This is a genomic window from Malaciobacter marinus (genome assembly GCF_003544855.1).
In the GTDB taxonomy this organism is placed as follows: Bacteria; Campylobacterota; Campylobacteria; order Campylobacterales; family Arcobacteraceae; genus Malaciobacter; species Malaciobacter marinus.
The window spans coordinates 526,335-546,259 of record NZ_CP032101.1 but is presented as its reverse complement, the minus strand read 5'-3'; the positions used below and the strand labels follow the sequence as shown (position 1 = coordinate 546,259).

General features: G+C 26.7%; 18 protein-coding genes. 5 read left to right on the top strand and 13 right to left on the bottom strand.

From position 1 onward, the window contains the following. The first annotated feature begins 116 nt into the window (after positions 1-116). The 4 genes from AMRN_RS02665 to AMRN_RS02650 all read left to right on the top strand — a co-directional run bounded on the left by AMRN_RS02665 (position 117) and on the right by AMRN_RS02650 (position 4,385). The gene (locus AMRN_RS02665; protein WP_099310764.1) at positions 117-377 is read left to right on the top strand and encodes a hypothetical protein; all 261 of its coding nucleotides are present in this window, start codon (positions 117-119) and stop codon (positions 375-377) included. A 2-nt stretch (positions 378-379) separates the two neighbouring features. Beyond that, on the top strand, positions 380-1,930 hold the full coding sequence (locus tag AMRN_RS02660) for a PepSY-associated TM helix domain-containing protein (protein WP_099310763.1): 1,551 nt from the start codon (positions 380-382) through the stop codon (positions 1,928-1,930). Next, positions 1,927-2,253: a DUF3325 family protein gene (locus AMRN_RS02655; RefSeq protein WP_099310762.1), complete on the top strand. Its 327-nt coding sequence runs from the start codon at positions 1,927-1,929 to the stop codon at positions 2,251-2,253. The genes AMRN_RS02660 and AMRN_RS02655 overlap by 4 nt, the downstream gene beginning before the upstream one ends. A 95-nt stretch (positions 2,254-2,348) precedes the next feature. Continuing rightward, positions 2,349-4,385 carry a TonB-dependent receptor domain-containing protein gene (locus AMRN_RS02650; protein WP_099310761.1) on the top strand — a complete coding sequence of 679 codons (2,037 nt, stop codon included), beginning with the start codon at positions 2,349-2,351 and terminating at the stop codon, positions 4,383-4,385. Between the two features lie 47 nt (positions 4,386-4,432). Here AMRN_RS02650 and AMRN_RS02645 read toward each other — a convergent pair whose 3' ends face one another. The 13 genes from AMRN_RS02645 to AMRN_RS02585 all read right to left on the bottom strand — a co-directional run bounded on the left by AMRN_RS02645 (position 4,433) and on the right by AMRN_RS02585 (position 19,065). Continuing rightward, positions 4,433-5,644, bottom strand: a complete 1,212-nt coding sequence (locus AMRN_RS02645; RefSeq protein WP_099310760.1) for an ABC transporter permease — start codon at positions 5,642-5,644, stop codon at positions 4,433-4,435. Further along, on the bottom strand, positions 5,644-6,348 hold the full coding sequence (locus tag AMRN_RS02640; RefSeq protein WP_099310759.1) for an ABC transporter ATP-binding protein: 705 nt from the start codon (positions 6,346-6,348) through the stop codon (positions 5,644-5,646). The genes AMRN_RS02645 and AMRN_RS02640 overlap by 1 nt, the downstream gene beginning before the upstream one ends. Next, positions 6,348-7,604, bottom strand: coding sequence for an efflux RND transporter periplasmic adaptor subunit (locus tag AMRN_RS02635; protein ID WP_099310758.1), 1,257 nt, complete (start codon positions 7,602-7,604; stop codon positions 6,348-6,350). Before AMRN_RS02635 ends, AMRN_RS02640 begins: the two co-directional genes overlap by 1 nt. After that, positions 7,604-8,800, bottom strand: coding sequence for a TolC family protein (locus AMRN_RS02630; RefSeq protein ID WP_099310757.1), 1,197 nt, complete (start codon positions 8,798-8,800; stop codon positions 7,604-7,606). The genes AMRN_RS02635 and AMRN_RS02630 overlap by 1 nt, the downstream gene beginning before the upstream one ends. A 153-nt stretch (positions 8,801-8,953) precedes the next feature. Further along, positions 8,954-10,579, bottom strand: a complete 1,626-nt coding sequence (locus AMRN_RS02625) for a cation:proton antiporter (RefSeq protein ID WP_099310756.1) — start codon at positions 10,577-10,579, stop codon at positions 8,954-8,956. After that, positions 10,580-12,712 carry a DEAD/DEAH box helicase gene (locus AMRN_RS02620; RefSeq protein WP_099310755.1) on the bottom strand — a complete coding sequence of 711 codons (2,133 nt, stop codon included), beginning with the start codon at positions 12,710-12,712 and terminating at the stop codon, positions 10,580-10,582. Continuing rightward, positions 12,696-13,136, bottom strand: a complete 441-nt coding sequence (locus tag AMRN_RS02615) for a bactofilin family protein (protein ID WP_079579208.1) — start codon at positions 13,134-13,136, stop codon at positions 12,696-12,698. The genes AMRN_RS02620 and AMRN_RS02615 overlap by 17 nt, the downstream gene beginning before the upstream one ends. Further along, positions 13,082-13,984, bottom strand: coding sequence for a peptidoglycan DD-metalloendopeptidase family protein (locus AMRN_RS02610; protein ID WP_099310754.1), 903 nt, complete (start codon positions 13,982-13,984; stop codon positions 13,082-13,084). Before AMRN_RS02610 ends, AMRN_RS02615 begins: the two co-directional genes overlap by 55 nt. Next, on the bottom strand, positions 13,974-15,143 hold the full coding sequence (locus AMRN_RS02605) for a Mur ligase family protein (RefSeq protein WP_099310753.1): 1,170 nt from the start codon (positions 15,141-15,143) through the stop codon (positions 13,974-13,976). Before AMRN_RS02605 ends, AMRN_RS02610 begins: the two co-directional genes overlap by 11 nt. 8 nt (positions 15,144-15,151) lie before the next feature. Next, positions 15,152-15,661, bottom strand: a complete 510-nt coding sequence (gene lptE, locus AMRN_RS02600) for an LPS assembly lipoprotein LptE (RefSeq protein ID WP_099310752.1) — start codon at positions 15,659-15,661, stop codon at positions 15,152-15,154. 2 nt (positions 15,662-15,663) lie between these two features. After that, a complete protein-coding gene (gene leuS / locus AMRN_RS02595) occupies positions 15,664-18,129 on the bottom strand; it encodes a leucine--tRNA ligase (RefSeq protein ID WP_099310751.1) in 2,466 nt (821 codons plus the stop codon). Continuing rightward, positions 18,129-18,473 carry a DUF6394 family protein gene (locus tag AMRN_RS02590; protein WP_079579201.1) on the bottom strand — a complete coding sequence of 115 codons (345 nt, stop codon included), beginning with the start codon at positions 18,471-18,473 and terminating at the stop codon, positions 18,129-18,131. The genes leuS and AMRN_RS02590 overlap by 1 nt, the downstream gene beginning before the upstream one ends. Before the next feature lie 100 nt (positions 18,474-18,573). Beyond that, entirely contained in the window at positions 18,574-19,065 is a 492-nt protein-coding gene (locus tag AMRN_RS02585) for a hypothetical protein (RefSeq protein ID WP_099310750.1), read from the bottom strand. A gap of 213 nt (positions 19,066-19,278) precedes the next feature. On the opposite strand from AMRN_RS02585, the gene catB reads away from it, so the two are divergent. Further along, entirely contained in the window at positions 19,279-19,908 is a 630-nt protein-coding gene (gene catB, locus AMRN_RS02580) for a type B chloramphenicol O-acetyltransferase (RefSeq protein ID WP_099310749.1), read from the top strand. Positions 19,909-19,925 lie beyond the last annotated feature (17 nt).

The following is a 19,925-nucleotide window of genomic DNA, read 5'->3' as shown; positions in this document are numbered from 1 at the left end:
TTAAAATAACTTTATACTATTTTTTACAAATTGATTTTAATAGTTACTATTAAATATCATTTTTTAATCATTATTCAAAGTTACAATTAGTATAAATTTTATAATATGGAAGAAAAATGAAAATAATTAGATTTATAATTGCTTCATTTGGAGGTTATTTATTGACCTCATTAGCAACAATAACACTAACACTTGGTTTACCATTTGAAAATAAAGCAGAAGCTACTTTATTTGCTTCAATGATATCATTTATAATTTGGCTTTTGATAATTTTATATGCATTTAGTAATGTACAAATTAAAAAACTATTCTTTCAATTAGCAAGTGTATGTATCATTCTTTTTATAATAAATAATCTTTTAATGTTGGAAAGTTAATCATGGAAAAAAGTTTTAAAGAATCAATGAGATGGCTTCATACTTGGAGTGGATTAATTGTAGGTTGGATATTATTTGCAGTTTTTGTAACAGGAACTTTTTCTTATTATAAAGATGAAGTTACTTTATGGATGAAGCCTGAACTGCACTATTCAAAAGAGTCTAAAAATAGTTTAGATATTGCAAAACAAAAAGCTATAGAATTAGCACAAAAGAACTCTAATATATCAATGACTTTACCAAATAGCCGCTCAAATATAATATCTGCAATGTGGCGAGAAAAAAGTGACAATTCACATAGAGCAAGAAGAGTATATCAATACTATGATGCATCAAGTGGAGAAAATATAAACACAAGACAAACAGCTGGAGGTAACTTTTTATATAGATTTCATTTTGAACTATATGGTTTTCCAAGATATTTTTCAAGATGGGCAATTGCACTAGCAACAATGTCTATGTTTGTAGCTATTATTACAGGAATAATTATACATACAAGAATATTTAAAGATATATTTACGTTAAGAGCAAAAGCCAATCCAAGAGGTTGGATGGATGCACATATAATTCCAGCTGTTGCAGCATTGCCATTTCATATTATGATTACTTATTCAGGTTTACTTTTATTTGCAAGATTAGTAATGCCATGGGGAATGCAAGCAGCTTATGACGGCGATTTCAGAGAATATAGAAGTGATTTAAGTAACTTAAAACAAACACAGATTATTCATCAAAATGTAAATAAAAAAGCTCAAAATGAGTCTTTAAGTTTAGAAAATTTGGATAAAGTTTTAATAAATGCAAATAAAGTTTGGCCTAATAATATTGGTGGTTTTTCTATTAGTAAAAATAAAAATGCTTCATATAAAATACAAATTAGACCCAAAGAAACATCTTCTATTTTTAGTTCAAAATTTGAAAGGGAATACTTAACATATGATGCAAATACGTCAAAACTTATTTCAAAAAATATACCTCCAACAACAAGTAGCAATATAATTAATACAAATACAACTTTTGCAACTTTACATCGAGCGATATTTGCAAACTCTACAATGAGATTTTTGTTTTTTATTTGTGGAATAAGTGGTATTGTTTTAGCAGGAACTGGCTTAGTTTTATGGATAGAAAAAAGAAAGAAAAAACAAAAAATAAATACAAGCATTGGTTTTAAGCTTGTAGAAAAACTTAATATTGGAACAATTACAGGTTTATTTATTGCAATTGGAATATTTTTTATTGCAAATAGAGTAATTGAAGTAAACATTGAGAATAGACATCTTTTAGAAATAAATACTTTCTTTATCGCTTGGTTAATATGTTATGTACATAGTTTTTTAAGACAAAGTAAAAAAGCGTGGATTGAGCAGATGATTATAACATCAATTATCTATTTTTCTATTCCAATTTTAAATGCATTATTTTGGACAAAAGATTTATTAAATAGAGAAATAATGTATTTTTATTTTGATTTATTTTTTATTTTAACTGCTATTGTATTTGCAATTGGTTCATATTTTTTAATAAGAAATTCAAAAAAAGGTTTAAAATGACAATAAGTGCATATATACTATACATAGCTTTAATTTTTTTAAGTATTAGCATGAATAAACATTATAAAGTAGTAATTAGTACTAATATAAACAAAAACTACCAAATTTCATCAAAATTAATAGGAAATACTCTTTTAATAATTAGTTTAGTTTTATTTATTAAAACTACTGGATTGTCTCTTGGAATTACTTATTTTTTTGGATTTTTGGCACTTTATATAATAATTATTGCTTTATTTTTAACATATAAACCAAAACTACTAATATTTACTATATTTGTTCCTCTTTTATTTTGGGTATTAATAAAGTTTTTACTTAATTAATACCTTTACTTTTGATATTGATTATCAAAATATCATTTTTTTATCATTATATCTTACTACAATTATGAAATCACAAAATACACAAGGGGAATTAAATGAACATAAAAAAACATTTTATTACTTCATTAGCTTTAGTAAGTTCTATTACTGTACTAAATGCTAATAATACAAAATTAAATGATGTAACTGTAGTAAGTGCTTCTGGAATTGAGCAAAATATTGCTGATGCAGCAGCTACAATTTCAGTTATTACAAAAGAAGAGTTAGAAAAGAAATCTTTTACAGATGTTACAGATGCATTGAAAAATGTACCTGGTTTATATGTTAATGGTGGTGGTTCAAACCAAAGTATTAGTATAAGAGGTATGGCAAAAGAGTATACACTATTTTTAATTGATGGAAAACCTATGCAAGGAAATGATACTTTCAGTCCAAATGGTAGTTTAGGTGGTGCACCTATAAACTTTTTACCATCAATTGATAGTATTGAAAGAATTGAAATTATTAGAGGTCCAGCCTCATCACTTTATGGTTCAGATGCAATGGGTGGTGTAATTAATATTATCACAAAAAGAAATACAAATAAAGTTACTGCAAATATTTCAACAGAGTATATAAAAGCTGACTCATCAAATAAAGTGAATAATGACTCTATTCAAACAAATGCATATATTAGTTTACCTTTGATAAAAGATTTATTATCAGTATCAATTAATGGTTCAATACTAAACCAAGATGAGAGTAACTTTGAAAGTTCAGGTGCATTAAAAGCAGGTAGTGATCCAGGTTTTGAAAGAAAAAATATAGGAACAAAATTTACATTAACTCCTGATAAAAATAATACAATAACAGCATCTTATGATTATAGAGTTCAAGAAAGAACTTCTAATCCAGGTAAAAGTATGCCTTATACTTATCTTGATAGAAAAGGGAACATTGTAGAGAATGAAGTATCTCATCAAAAATCAGTAAATTATGCATATAGTCTTATGCATCAAGCAAACTATGATAAATTTCTTATAAACTCATATATCAATTATGAAAAAGCAAAAAACAATTCAAGAGTTAATGAAGCAACAGGAAATGGTATTGAGTTTGAAACTCTTACTTTTAATACTCAAGGAACATATTTCTTTGATAAAAATACAACTTCTATAGGATTTAATTATAAAGATGAAACCCTTGAAGACGGAGCAACAAGTTCACTTGATGATAGCATAGTAGAAATGAATAGATATCAATACTCTTTCTTTGCTGAGAATGAATGGTCTATTACACAAGATTTAGCCTTAACACTTAGTGGTAGATATGATGATAATGAAGCTTTTGGAAGTAATTTTAGTCCAAAAGCATATGCTGTTTACCATTTAACAGATAAATTCACTTTAAAAGGTGGAGTAACAGCAGGTTATAAAGCACCTTCATTAAGACAAGCTGCTCCTGATTTTGCAGGAATATCTAGAGGTGGCGTTATGATTGGTAATCCTGATTTAAAACCAGAAGAGAGCTTAAACTATGAAGTAGGATTAGCTTACAATGACTATGATTTGGGATTGAAAGCAAGTTTAGTAGCTTTTCATACAAAGTTTGAAGATAAGATTCAAAGAACAGGTAAAATATGCCCACCAAACCAACCTTGCACATACAAAGGAACATCTTATGAACCTCATAAATATGGATATACAGCTTATGAAAATGTTGATGAAGCTGAAATTGAGGGTATTGAATTAACAACAGATTATAATATTACAGATAATTTATTATATAGACATTCATATACATATACAAAATCTGAGCAAAAATCAGGGGATAATAAAGGAAGACCTTTAAATGACATTTCAAAACATATGTTTAATGCTGGATTAGATTGGGAAGCAACAGGAAAACTTAACCTTTGGACTCAAGTAAACTATAGAAGTAAAACAGCAGGAGATATTTCAAGAAGTGGTGAATTAAATAAACAACCATCATATACATTTGCTGATGCTGGATTAGTGTATGATGTTGCAGAAAATATCATTTTAAAAGCAGGGATTTATAATCTAACAAATAAAGAAGTAACTACAGATGATGGTTATGACAATGTCTTAGATGGAAGAAGATATAGCTTCTCAATGCAATTAAAATTCTAATATTTTAATAAAGTAAAGAAGAGTAATCTTCTTTACTTTAACATTCATTATTCATATCTTAAAGCATCAATAGGATTTAATCTTGCAGCTTTTCTAGCTGGGAAATATCCAAAAATCACACCAATTAATGTAGAAAATATAAAAGCAATTATAATAATTTGAGTATTAATTATAAAAGGCAATTCCATAAAATGAACTGCAAAGTATCCAATTGATATACCTAAAATTATTCCTATAATTCCACCAAGAGTAGATAACACTATAGATTCAACTAAAAACTGCAATAAAACTTCGCTTTCCATAGCTCCAATCGCAAGCCTTGTTCCTATTTCTCTTGTTCTTTCTGTAACTGAAACTAACATTATATTCATAATACCTATTCCCCCTACAAGTAAAGAAATAGCTGCAATTGAACCTAAAAGATAAGTTAGCATTTTAGTTGTAGAAGTCATAGTTGAGAGTAAATCTTGCATATCTCTTATATAAAAGTTATTCTCTTCTGATTTTTTTATAGCTCTTCTTTCTTGCATTAATAAAGTAATATCTTTTTTGGCTTGTTTAATATTTTTACTTTCATTTATTGAAATTAAAATTGATTTAATATCTTTATTACCTTGTATTTTTCTTTGAAACATTTTTAAAGGTACTACAATAATTTCATCTTGATCTCTTCCAAATGCAGCTGCACCTTTTGATTTTAAAACACCTATTACTGTACAAGCAAAGTTATTAAGTCTTACTTTTGCACCAAGAGGATCTTGTTTATCAAAAAGTTGTTTTACAATAGTTGTACCTAAAATACAAGATGTTTGTCCAAAATTTAGTTCATTTTGATCAAACTCTCTTCCACTTTTTAATATCCAATCTTTAATAACAAAATAATCATTACTTGTTCCTATAATACTTGTTGTATAGCTTTTATTAGAATATATTGCATTAACCGAGCTACTATTTTCAGCTGCAATTGCTTTTATATTAACAATTTGATTTTTTATAGCATCTATATCTACTTGTTTAAAAGCTCTTGCACTATTATCACTTCTTGGTTTCCCTCTTCTTTCTTGCCCTACTCTTAAAGTCAGCATATTTGTTCCAAGTTTTGATATATTTTCTTGAACATTTGCAGTTGTTCCATCTCCAATCATTACCATAGCAATTACAGAAGTAACTCCAATTACAATTCCTAAAATTGTTAAAATTGACCGTAAGATATTTCTTCTTATCTCTTTTAAAGCTATTAAAAAGGCATTTAGTAACATTATTTATATCCTTTTTTAAGAGTTTGTTCTATGTGCCCATCTCTAAAGTATATAACTCTATTTGAATATTTTGCCATCTCTTCTTCATGGGTTACCATAATAATAGTAATTCCTAACTCTTCATTTAGATGTTTTAATAAATCCATTATCTCAACACTTTTTATACTATCAAGATTTCCAGTTGGTTCATCTGCTAATAAAACTAAAGGATTTGTTACAATTGCTCTAGCAATTGCCACACGTTGTTGTTGTCCACCTGAGAGTTGGGCTGGAGTATGGTGAACAACACTTCCTAGTCCAACTTTATTTAAAGCTTCAATAGCAAGTTCTTTTCTTTTTTTAGTAGAGACTTTTCTATATATTAAAGGTAACTCTACATTTTCTAAAGCACTTGTTCTTCCAAGAAGATTAAAACCTTGAAATACAAAACCTAAATAGTTTCTTCTAATAAGTGCCATTTGATTTCGATTTAACTTTTCTACATTTATTCCATCAAAAAGATACTCTCCACTTGTAGCAAAATCTAAACATCCAATCATATTCATAGAAGTTGATTTACCACTTCCACTTGCACCCATTATTGATACAAATTCACCTTTTTTTATACTAAGGCTAACTTTGTTTAAAGCATAAGTTTTAGCTTCAGCTTTTCCATATATCTTAACAATATCTTTAAACTCTATTATTGTTTTATCATCATTCATTAAATGCTCTTTTGAGAAATAACAACTTCATCATCAACTTTTAAAAGATTTGATTCAATACTTGTAAATCTTCCATCTGTTTGTAAAACTTTTACTCTTAGCTTTTTTAGCTTATTATTTTCTAAAATATAAACTGTTTTATAAGATAAGCCTGCTAATTCTTTAGACTTTTTACTTTTTCTATCTCTTCTAAAAGGTCCTGTTAAACTCATACTTTTCTTTTTAACCTGTTCAATATCAGTTGGTTCAAATCTTAAAGCACTATTTGGAACAAGTAGTTTATCTTTTAACTCAGTTGTTATAATTTCTGCAGAAGCAGTCATCCCTGGTCTTAATAAAAGTTTTGCATTATTTACTAAAGCTACGGTTTCATAAGTAACTACTCCACTCTCTTCTACAGGATTAAATCTTACTTGTTTTATTTTTCCTTTAAAAGTTTCTTTTGGATATGCATCAACTGTAAAAGTCACATCTAATCCTTCTTTTATATTTGCAACATCAGCTTCATCAATACTTACAATTAAATCCATTTTTGACAAATCTTTTGCAAGGGTAAAAAGTGTTGGTGTTGACATAGAAGCAGCAACTGTTTGTCCTACTTCAACTGCTTTGTTTAAAACTATTCCATCAATTGAAGATTTTACTACTGCTTTATCTAAATTTTCTTGGTCTGTTTTTAAGTTATATTCAGCTTGCATAACTTTTGATTTTGCTGCTTCATATGAAGCTTTTGAACTTTCATAAGAAAACATCGAGTCATCTAAATCATTTTTAGAGGGATATTTTCCCTTTGATTGTTCAAACATTTTAAGCATTCTTTCATAATTTAGCTTTTTATTTTTAACATTAACTTCACTCTCTTTTAGATTTGCTTTTGAAATTGCAAGTGAAGCTTTTGAACTATCAACATGGGATTTTAATTTAGTTGTATCAAGTTTAGCCAAGACCTGCCCTACTTTAACCTTATCATTAAAATCAACATAAATCTCTTTTATAGTTCCAGATACTTCTATTCCAATATCTACGCTATTTGTTGGATTTAAATTTCCTGTAGCCATAACAGATATTTGTAAATCACCTTTTTTTATTTTTTGTGTAATATAAGATATTTCTTGATTTTTATTGTCATTTTTTAATATAAAAAAATAGTAAGAAATAGCCAAAATAATAATAACTATAGCTATTAAATAAATATTTTTTTTCTTAGAACTACTTTTTGAATGTGCATTTAATTGCTCTTGTAAAGTTGAATCCATTAGTTATTTGCCTTTATTTGAAAGTATAATTTTGCATATTCAAGTTGCATATCTATATTATTTATTACTAAATCATACTCATTTATTTTTTTTGTATTTTTTAATATTTCTAAATCATATTTTGAAGACATTCCTGCTTGACTTGAAACTTGATTTATTTGTATCAAATCATCATACAACTCTATATTTTCATTTATTATTTTGTTGTAGTTTTTGTATGTTTGTATTTTTGTTAAAGTTTCATCAAACTCTTTTTTTATTTGATTTTTTAAATCAATAAGATTGACTTTTTGTTTAAGTGATTCTAACCTTAACTTTTCTAAAGTTGCTTTTTTATTTATATCATATAAAGGCATTGATAAACTCAAACCAATAGAACCAGAGTTATTATCATCACGATTATTAGAAATCAAATCTTCATTTTCACTATATGATAAATTTGTAGATAAAGTTACCTTTGGTAAATAACTTGCTTTTTGTTTCTTATATGAAGTGCTTGCTAAATTTGACAATGAGTCTTCATAAAGTAATTGAATATTTTTCTTTATATAATCACTCTTATTTATATTTGAAAAATCAATCAATTTTATTTCTTGATACTTTAACTTAGTATATTTTTCTAAAATTAATTTTTGTTTTTTTAAAGAGTTTTTTAAATTAACATTTTGTTTATATTGATTGTTTTTTGCCATTATTGCATTATTTAACTCAATAATATCACTTTTGCCATTTTCATATTGAATCTTTTTTAAAATAAGTTCAATCTCTTTATTTTTTAATTCATAATCACTTTGTTCTAATTGCTTATTGATTTTTTTTATTTGTAATAAAGTTTCATATACTGTTTGTAAAATTTGATTATTTTCATTTTGCCAATTTAAAAAATCTGATTGCAATTTTTCATTTGCATACTTAATAGTAAACTCAATTCCTCCAGACTCATATATACTTTGAGTAAAACCTAAAGAAACTGTTTTATTTAATTTATCACTTTCATCACTAAATGAATGACTTCTATTAATATTTGAGTTAATATTAATAGGAGAAATCCATTGATTTTTTGATTTTTCATGATCTTGTTTTATTATCTTTTTATCTAAACTTCTTAACTGTTTTTTCTCTTTACTTAAAATATCTAAGTTTTGAGCATGCAAGTATAGACTTAAGAAACTACTTAATAGTAATATCTTTTTCAATTCATCTCCTTTATGAATAGTAATTATAAGAAAACACTCTAAACCATTATTAAATCATAGTTTAATGGTTTATTAATAACACTAATAATGAGTATTTATATCAATAAATATAAAGAGTAATAACTTTTACTAAAGCTTATAAAAGCTTTAGTTTTACTTTTTTATAAAATCAAGTCTACAACTTCTTGTTTCTTCTAAAATTGCTTGAGACAAGACCTCATCTTCTACAATAACATGCTCAATATGTAATTTTTCTAACTCTTTTGCTTCACTTTTTCTTCCAACTTTTACTATCGTTTTTGTATTATGTGTCAAGTCATCAATAACTTCACATATTAGTGTTAATTTTTCAGGGTTATCAATTGCTACTACAATTGCTGCTGATTCTTTTATATTTATTGATTGAAGTATTGTTTTACTAGCAGCATTTCCAAAAATTATAGGTTCATTTTTATCTTTTCCTATTTTGTAATACTTCATATTATGTTCAACTATTACATAGTTTCTATGTTCAGCTTTTAATTTTTCAACTACTTCTTGACCTAAATGTCCATAACCAATCACTACAATATGACCTTTTGTATCATCAGCTATTTGCATACTATTTACTATTTGCATCGTATCTTCAGGTAATATTCTAGCTGCAATTGAAGATAGATTTTTTAATACCAATGGAGTTAAAAGCATTGAAATAACTATAGTTACAATTAAAATTTGTGAATAAGTTGGATCAATTAAAGATTTACTTCTTGCTAATTCTAAAACTGCTAGAGAAAATTCACCTATTTGAACTAAAGATAAAGCTGTTTTAAATGCAACTCTTTTTGTATCATCAATTCTTACAAGTAAATAAATAATTATATATTTTAAGCCCAGTAAAACAGGAAGTAAAATTAAAATAGTAAAAATATGTTCAGCAATTACTGAAAAATTAATTTGCATTCCAACTGTTATAAAGAATACTCCTAAAAGAAGATTTCTAAAAGGAACTAAGTCAGCTTCTACTTGATGCTTAAATTTCGTTTCACTAATCATCATACCAGCAATAAATGCACCTAAGGAGTGTGAAAAGCCAAAATAATGAGCCATATATGAAGCTCCAATTGCTATTAATAAAACAGAAGCTACAAAAAGCTCTTCTGATTTAGATTCACTAACATATTCAAAAAAAGGCTCTAATAAATATTTACCAGTTATATAAAGAAGTAAAATCAAAATAAAAGCAGCTACTGTTGTTTCAAATACAATATTTGCTATTGATTTACTATCATCCATACTAAAAATTGATATCATAAGCAAAATAGGAATTACTCCTATATCTTGCATAATTAAAATACCTAAAACTCTTCTTCCATATGGCTTTTTAATATCACCATTTTCATTATAAATTTTTAAAACTATTGCAGTTGAAGAGAGTGATAAGGCAGCCCCTATTACTAAAGAAGTTTTATAATCAAATCCAAGTATATACATACATACCAAAAAAACAAAAACAGTTGTTACAACTATTTGCAAACCACCTGTTACAAGTACTTCTTTTTTCATTTTATTTAAATGGTCAATTGAAAACTCTAAACCAATTGTAAACATTAAAAAAACTATACCAAACTCTGCTATTTCTTTTAAATCATGGTTATTTACAGCATTATGTAAATCAAATAAATAAGCAATAATAGTACCAGTAGCAATATAACCTATAATAGTTGGTAAATTAAATTTTTTTAATAAAAGATTTACCATAACTGCAATAAATATTGTCCAAACAATAATCCCTAACATCTATTTTCCTATAATTTGTTTATAATACATTTGCTTGTAACCCTCAAGCCTTTTTTTATAGGCTGAATTTAACATAGCATTCTTTGAATCTAAAAAATCAATTGCTAAACACTCTTGCCCATCTCTTCCAATTCTTCCTAGATATTGAATAAGTCTTCCATAGTATGAAATTGGTGTTGCAAAAAGTATTGTATTTAAATGAGGGAAATCTATACCCTCACCAAAATATGAAGTAGTTGCAAGTACTAATTTTTTTGTTTTTACTTGCTTCATATTTTCATCTTGCTCTTTTTTATTCATACTTCCATGAATACAAATATAATCAATACCTTCATTATTTAGCAAGTCTTCAAGTACTTTTAAATGTTCTATTCTATCGCTTAAAACTAAAATTTTTCTTGTAATAAAAGTTTTAATTTGTTCTAAAATCAAAGAATTACGGTTTTTATCTATACATAATTCATTTATTAATGTTGCATAATTGTCTGCATTACTTTCAAAACTTGTTCTAATTACTTTTAATCTATTTGTATTTGTTTTCTTTTTTATATGCTCATATGATATATCACCTAGTTGTTGAAATAAAATAGGATCTAATCCATCTTTTCTTTTAGGTGTTGCACTAAGACCTAATATATACTTCCCATGAAACTGTTTAATAATTTGTTCAAAAGTTACAGCTGGAATATGGTGACATTCATCTACTATTACAAAAGAATAATCATTTATAATATCAGGATCATTTTTTAAACTTTGCATTGTTGCAACGTCAATTTGACCTGTTAATTTATTTTTTCCTTTTCCTAAGTAACCTATATCTTTTTTATCATATTTAAAATAATCTACAAATCTTTGAATCCATTGTGTTAATAACATATTTTTATTAACAATTATCAAAGTACTACAAGCTCTAAGCTCTAGCATCTTTGCACCAATTAATGTCTTTCCAAAACCAGGTGGCGCAACACAAATAGAAAAGTCGGTTTTTAATATATTATTAATTGCATCTTGTTGTTCATCTCTTAATGTAAAAACTACTTTTTTTGTTTGAATTTTTTCAAAATATTTTTTATCATCAAGTAGATATTTAATGCTATTTGCCTTAAAAAAATCCAATGTTTTATAAATAAGTCCCCTTGGAAGTTTTAAATACTTTTCATCTTCTTCATAGTTTTTTATAACTCTTGGAGTATTATATAGTGGTTTTCTAAGACTTAAAAGTACTTTTATTTGTGGGTTTTCAAAACTAGCAAAACTTTTTAGTTTATTTATTAAGCCTTTTGATAAGTCCTTTGTTGGAATATATAAAAAATCATAAATTATAAGTTTTAACTCAAAACTTGGAAATATTATCTCTTCAAAAGTTGTTTCATCAAAACTTTTTATTTTTTCTTCTTGACATAAAGGTATAACTTGTTGTTTTTTTACCTTTGCAACATTATTTAGCACACTCCATTGGTCATCATAAACTTTTGAAGTATTAATATCAATAAAAACTGTTTGATTGTTTTTTCTATAATTTAAATGAAGAGGTAAAGTGATATATGAACCTAAATTTGCCTTTGTTGCAAACTGTTCTTTAGGAAAAATCTTTGCAGTTATATTTGCTCTTCTTAAGATTTCATTTGCAAATAAATTTGCCATTTTTGCACTAATTTTTTCTTCAAAAAATACCCAAGCTTTTAAACTATCAAATGGTGTAATTTCATAATATGCTCTAATATTTAAAGAGTTTAAAGTTATTTGTAATTTAAACTTATCCTCATCTAAAAGTTCAAACACAACATATTTACAAGAATTAGAATAATCTATTACATATGTTGCTATATCATTTAAACCTCTTAGATGAAGCTCAATCTCTTGGTTTGTTAAAGGTATAAAATCCTCACCCTTAAAAGTTTGTGTTACAGGAAAATATTTTTGTTTTTTATTATCTTTGCTAATCCATTTTTTAGCATAAATATCAAATCTATTTACAAATAATGATTTGAAAAGTTCAATTTTCTCATTTTTTGAAAAAGATTTATTTAGCTTTTTTTCATTTTGAAGTTGAGCTTCTAAATATTGTATTTGCTCTTCAATACTTCTTTTTTGATTATAAAGCTGTTCTAATCTTTCACGAATTTTTATCATGAGTAATTGGTTTTGGTGATACTATAATATTATTAATTTTTTGCTCAATTTCACCATATCTACTTGTAAGTTTTGAGCCTTTTCTAATACCTTGCCCTTCGAACTTTCCTTCTTCTTCAATTACTAATTCATTATATTTTATTTCACCTATTACTTTTCCTGAAGATAATACATGAACTTCATTGCAATCTATTTTTCCATCAAATAATCCACTAACAATTAAATTATTTGCTTTTATATCTCCAATTACTTCACCTGTTTGACCAATAGTAATTACATCAGCTTCTAAAATAACACCTTCAAATTTACCATCAATATGCACAGTACCTTCTGTACTTATTCCTCCAATAATGCAAGTACCAGAAGCAATTACTGTTGCACTATTTTCTTGTGATCGCTTATTAGTTTTACCAAAGATTCCCATGGAATTCTCCTTTGTTTTTTAAAAATCGTATCATAGTTTTTCATATTCCATTTTGTGAAATAATAAGGACTAATTATCTTTACTCCATACCTAATTTCATAATGTAAATGAGGTCCTGAACTTGTTCCACTATTTCCACTAAGCCCAACTAGTTCACCTTTTCTTATAACTTGTCCTAGTTTAACTTTTGTTTTATTTAAATGTGCATAAACAGTTTGAAAACCATATCCATGCATAATTTTAACAACTCGTCCAAAACCACCTCTGTCTCTTGAACGAACATAACTTACAATTCCATCAGCAGTTGCATAAACTTTAGTTCTCATTCTAGCTCTAAAATCAATACCTCTGTGAAACTTCTTCTTTTTAGTTATGGGATGTGTTCTATAGCCATAACTTGAAGTTATCACTGTCTTTTTTAAAGGACTTCCATTTGGAATAATCTTTAGCATAAAAACTTTTTCAACTGTAGTCATAGTTGCTAAGGTTGCTCTTTTTATAGGACCTGCATCATCGTCTTTTTTTATTCCTATAATTTCTTCAAGATGATCAAGTTTTGAACTTAACTCTTCTATATCATCAACTTTACCCTTGATTTGATTAGAATAAAAACTATTTTGAGCTAATAACTCTTTTTCTTTTTTTTCTAAAGATGAAATTTGTTCTTCTTTAGTCTGTTTTACTTCAGTTATTTCTTTATTTAAATATGAAATCAACCAAAAACTACTACCTAAAACCAATAGTGCTACAACTATAAATATTTTAAGAAATTTTCTAACAAATTGATGTATATTATATGATTTTGTTCCACTTACATCTGATACTGTAATAATTAATCTATTTTTCATCAACACCTAAAAAACCTAAAAATTTATCTACTACTAAAAAAGAACCAAATACTAAATACTCTTTATCATTTTTTAGTTCAAGATTAAAACTTGCCATTATATTGTAACTTTTACAAATTTCTAATAAATTCAGTTTATCTACAATTCTTTTATCATCAATTTCAATAATAATTACTTCATCAATTATAGGTTTTAAAACTCTTAAAACCTCTTTGTAATCTTTATCTTTATAAGAATTGTATATTAATGTAATTTTTTTATCTTTAAAATGCTCTTTTAAAGCTCTTGCAGCTAAAGGATTATGTCCAACATCTATAGTGATATTAGATGCTATTTTTTCACATCTTCCTTTTAATTTTACATCATTAAAAAGATTTGTATCTATATCTATTTTAAGATATTCCAAACAAGCAATTACCAAATGAAGATTTTTTAATAAATATTTTGCAAAATTAGTTTTTAAAGTATACTTCTCAAAACTATCAAGAGTATTTACTGATATTTCTTTATTAAACTCTTTTTTAATTTCTTCTTTTACTTTAAAAGCAACATCTTTTACACTATTATGAATTTGATATCCTATTATCATATGATTATCACAAGCACGCATTTTAGTTCTTGCTATTTCTTCAACACTATTACCTAAAAAAGATTGATGATCTAAATCAATTGTTGTTATTAAGCTAAGGTTATTTGTTACAACATTAGTTGCATCAAATTCTCCTCCAAGTCCAGCTTCTAAGATTATATAATCACATTTTGAACTAATAAACAAAGCAAGAAGTGTTGTATATTCAAAATATGTAAGTTTTTCCAATAGTTTAATATCAAGAATTTCTTGTACAAACTTATGCGCATTTTCAAGCACTTCATTACTTACATCGTTTCCGTTTAACCATATTCTTTCATTGAAATTTATAATATGTGGTGAGCTATAATGAACTACATTGAAATTTTTTTTATGTAGATAATGCGCTAAAAATCTCCCTGTACTACCTTTACCATTTGTTCCAACAATATGAATTACATATGGCAAATCAATATAAGTTTTTAGACACTCCCAAGAGTTTTTAACTATTGAGAAGTCTATTTTGTCATAATAAAGAGTTTTATATTTTAAAAAACTTTGTAAATCTATATCTTTCAAATTTTCTTGCATTATTTAATCTACTTTTTAAAAGAGTAAACTGCAATTTTCGAGATAACCTCTTCTAAAGCTTTTGAAGCCGCACTTTTAATTGCTTCAAATCTTTTTGTATCTGTTATAGTTGTTCCCTCAATAGAAAACTCATGAGTTCCAGACACATTAAATGAATTATTGTATTCACTATTTTCATATCTTACATTTACATTTACATTTGCTCTATAAAGCTTTGTAAAACCTTGTTTATCATAATCAAGTTCATTCATAGATACACTACCAAGTTTTAAATAAATAATCGTATCAGCTTCATCTTTATTTGTAACTAGTTTTGCATCTAGCCTATGTACTAAAAGCTCATTCATTGCATCTTTGATTAAAACTGAGTTTTTTGGATCTTTTAGATTTACAAATAAATCAACAAATACATTTCCTTTAATTTGCTGTTTTGCATAATAACTTGAAGGCTTATATCCACACCCTATTAAAATAGATATTACAAAAAATGAAATTAGTACTAATAGACTCTTTTTCATTACTAACCTTTTATTACTAAATTAACCAATTTATTTGGTACTACAATTTCTTTTATTATTTCTTTATTCTCAATCCACTTTAAAGCAACTTTTTTTGCTTCTACTAAAATATCTTCTTTTGATGTATTAGGAGCTACTTCAATTTCGCATCTTTTTTTACCATTTATTGTAACTGCTAAAACTATTGAATCAAGAGAAAATACTTCTTCTTTTATTTTTATTTTACTATGGAAATTTTGTTTATCAAATAACTTATCTGATAATTCCCAACAAGTATGAGGAATAATAGGTTCTAAAATATTTGTTAAAATATAATATCCCTCAGCCCAAACCAATTCATTTTCTTGAGATTGTAAAGCATTTAAAGCTTCCATAGCTCCTGCTATTAATGTATTAAAAGTATAAGTTTTTGTAAATACATCATTTGCTCTTTTCAATGCTTCATAAACTTTCTTTCTTGCTTCTTTTTCAGGTTTTGATAAAGAAGAGTGTTCAATATTTGCGAAATTACTAGCTGCTTCATTTGTAACATGAGAACTTCTTTGAACAAACTTTTTAATAAACTTAAATGCTCCATCAACAGCACTGTCATTCCACTCTAATTCTTTTGTTGGAGGTGCAGCAAAAAGAATAAAAAGTCTTGCAGTATCAGCACCATACTTTTCTACAATAGAGTCAGGATCAACTACATTTCCTTTTGATTTAGACATTTTCGCACCATCTTTAAGCACCATTCCTTGAGTAAGTAATTGTTTAAATGGTTCTCTTGAATTTATGTATCCTAAATCATTTAATACTTTTGTAAAAAATCTTGCATAAAGTAGATGTAAAATTGCATGTTCAATTCCACCAATATATTGGTCAACATCCATCCAATAGTCAGCATCTTTTTTAGAAATACCCTCTTTTTGCCATTTTTTATGATTTGTAGCATATCTTAAAAAATACCAAGATGATTGAACAAATGTATCTAAAGTATCTGTTTCTCTTGTTGCTTCTTTCCCACATTTAGGACAAACACATTTTTTCCAAGATTCATGGGTATCTAAAGGATTTCCTTTTCCTGTTATTTCTACATCATCTGGTAATGCAATTGGTAAATTTTCTATTTTTTCAGGTACTAAACCACAATCATCACAATGTACAAAAGGAATTGGAGCTCCCCAATATCTTTGTCTTGATACTCCCCAATCTCTTAATTTATAATTTATTTGTTTTTTACCAATTGAGTTTTGCTCAAAGTGGTAAATAATTGCTTTTTTTGCTTTATTACTTTTAAGTCCTGAAAAACTTTCAGAGTTTATCAATTCTCCATATTCAGTATAAGCTTCACTTGGATTATCAATAAGACCATCAGTTCCAACAATCACTTGTTTAATTGGTAAGCTATACTGTTTTGCAAATTCAAAGTCTCTTTGGTCATGTGCAGGAACTGCCATAACCGCACCTCCACCATATGATGCAAGTACAAAATTTGCAACCCATACAGGAATAGATTCACCTGTTAATGGATGTATCACATCAATTTCTAAAGAAACACCTTCTTTAGGCATAGCTGCTCTATCTCTTTCACTCACCTTTTGCATTGCTTTAATAGCATTTATTTTATTTTCTGGAAGTAATTTATTATCAATAATATATTTTACAATAGGATGCTCTACGGCTAAAGCTGAATATGAAACTCCATAAATTGTATCAGGCCTAGTTGTAAATACTTCAAATGAATTAAATTGTTTATCTAGTTTAAATTGAGACTCTTTTGAAAGTTCAAGCTCAAATTCTAAACCTTCACTTCTTCCAATCCAGTTTTCTTGCATTGTTAAAACTTGACTTGGCCAAGAACCATCTAAAGTTTTCAATTCATCAAGTAATTCTTGTGCATATTTTGTAATAGCTACATAATATCCTGGCATCTCTTTTTGTTCAACAGGAGTATCACATCTCCAACAACATCCCTCTTCTACTTGCTCATTTGCTAAAACTGTATGACAAGGCTCACACCAATTTACAGTAGTTGATTTTCTATATAAAAGTCCTGCTTCATACATTTTGATAATAAACTCTTGTTCCCATTTTGTATAAAGTTCATCAGATGTAGCAAACTCTTGATTTTCAGAAAAAGATAATCCTAAAGCTCTCAACTCATCTCTCATATAATCAATATTTTCATAAGTCCATTTTTTAGGATGAAGTTTGTGCTTAATTGCAGCATTTTCAGCAGGCATTCCAAAACTATCCCATCCAATTGGATGTAATACATTATAATCTGCTTTTCTAAAATACCTAGCAAAAGCATCCCCTAAACAGTAATTTCTAACATGCCCCATATGAATTCTACCACTTGGATATGGGAACATACTTAAAATATATTTTTTTTCTTTTTTCGTATCTTCACTTGGTTCAAAACTATTGTTTTCGCTCCAATATTGTTGCCATTTTTTTTCTATATCTTGTGGATTATATTCCATTAATAAATATCCTTACTTTCGCTTTTTGCACTCTCAATTAGTGCTAATGCTATTGAGAAAAGATTTGCCACAACTGCACCTATTGCTAATGCAATTGATAATCTTTCATCACCCGTAAAAGTCAATACCATAAACGCAGGAATTAAGTGTAAATCTGCAACTAAAGAACTTGCTAAGAGTTCTGCTGCTAAAAGATTTTTTACACCAATTTTTAAAATAGTTGATATTACGTTTACACCTGCTGCTAAAAACAGTGCAACTGCATTTGGTTCATAGATAAAACCTGCTGTTGTTGTGAGTGACATGAGTGAGAAAAATATATAAGTAACCTTGCCCCAATCCATATTAATCCTTTGATTTTCTATTTTAATTGAAGCAAATATGATATCTAAAAAAGTATAAAATGAGGCTTTTATACTTAATTAGAAAAAGAGTAGAAAAAAGTTATTGCTTGTCTTTTTTTCTATTTTTGATACTTTGAAAAAATCTTACAATTAGATATAACATTACAAGCTTAATAACAATTTGAACAATTGTATATAAACCAAATTTGTTAAATTCAAGTTCAAATGGATTGATTATATTATGAAATAATAAATTAAAAGTTACATCATCTGTTAAATAAAAATATATTCCAAGTAAAAAATACATTACTAAAAATAAAAACTGTTGTCTTCTCATTTGAATTACACTATAAACAAAATGCCAAACAAAGAAACTTACAAAACCTGCTATTAATAACTCTTTTAGAATACCTTTTTGAATATGAATAACATACTCTCTTGCTGTAGGTAAATAATAAAACTCAATAATTGAAGATATAATTTCTAAAATAAATATCCATGTTAAGGCTAAATACCAATCAGTACCATTTTTTGAAGTATATTTATCAAAATTATATAAAAACCCTTTTTTTTGTAAAACTGCTTCGCTCATTTATTATTCTCCTTTTGTTGTATCTATTTTATTAAAAAAACAATTAAAATAAACCCAAGTGAAAAAAAAGAGAATATTTATATTTAAATTCTATTTTCTTCTTATATTTTGTCTTATTGAAACTACAAATAGGTTTTTTTTCAATTTTTATTAAACTATTATTAAGGAATACTAATTATTTTATATGATAAAGTAATCAAAAAAGGTTTAAATATGAATAATTTTTTTGAATCACCTTTTATAGGTAAGTCGATAAAAGAGCAAATAACTAATCCAAATATAATTTGTGATGATTATAGTTACTACTCTGGGTACTATCACGGTCATAGTTTTAATGAATGTGCAAGATATTTGATGCATGATAGAAATGATGTGGATAAACTAAGAATTGGTAAATTTTGTTCTATTGGAAGTGGAGCAAGTTTTATTATGGCTGGAAATCAAGGTCATAATTCTAAATGGATAAGTACCTTTCCTTTTTTCTATCAAGATAATGAAATATTTTTAAGTGCAAAAGATGCTTTTATTAAAGCTGGTGACACAATTATAGGTAATGATGTGTGGATAGGAAGTGAAGCTATGATTATGCCAGGAATTAATATAGGTCATGGAGCTATTATAGGAAGTCGTGCTTTAGTTACAAAAGATGTAGAACCTTATAGTGTAGTAGGAGGAAATCCTGCAAAAGAGATAAAAAAAAGATTAAATAAAGAAGATATAAAAATACTACTAGAAATAAAATGGTGGAACTGGGACAAAAAACATTTAAAAGGTGCTATAGAATTTTTATGTAGTGAAGATATTTTGAATCTTTATAATTACTACTTAGAAAAAGTAAAATAAATTATATGAATCTTATT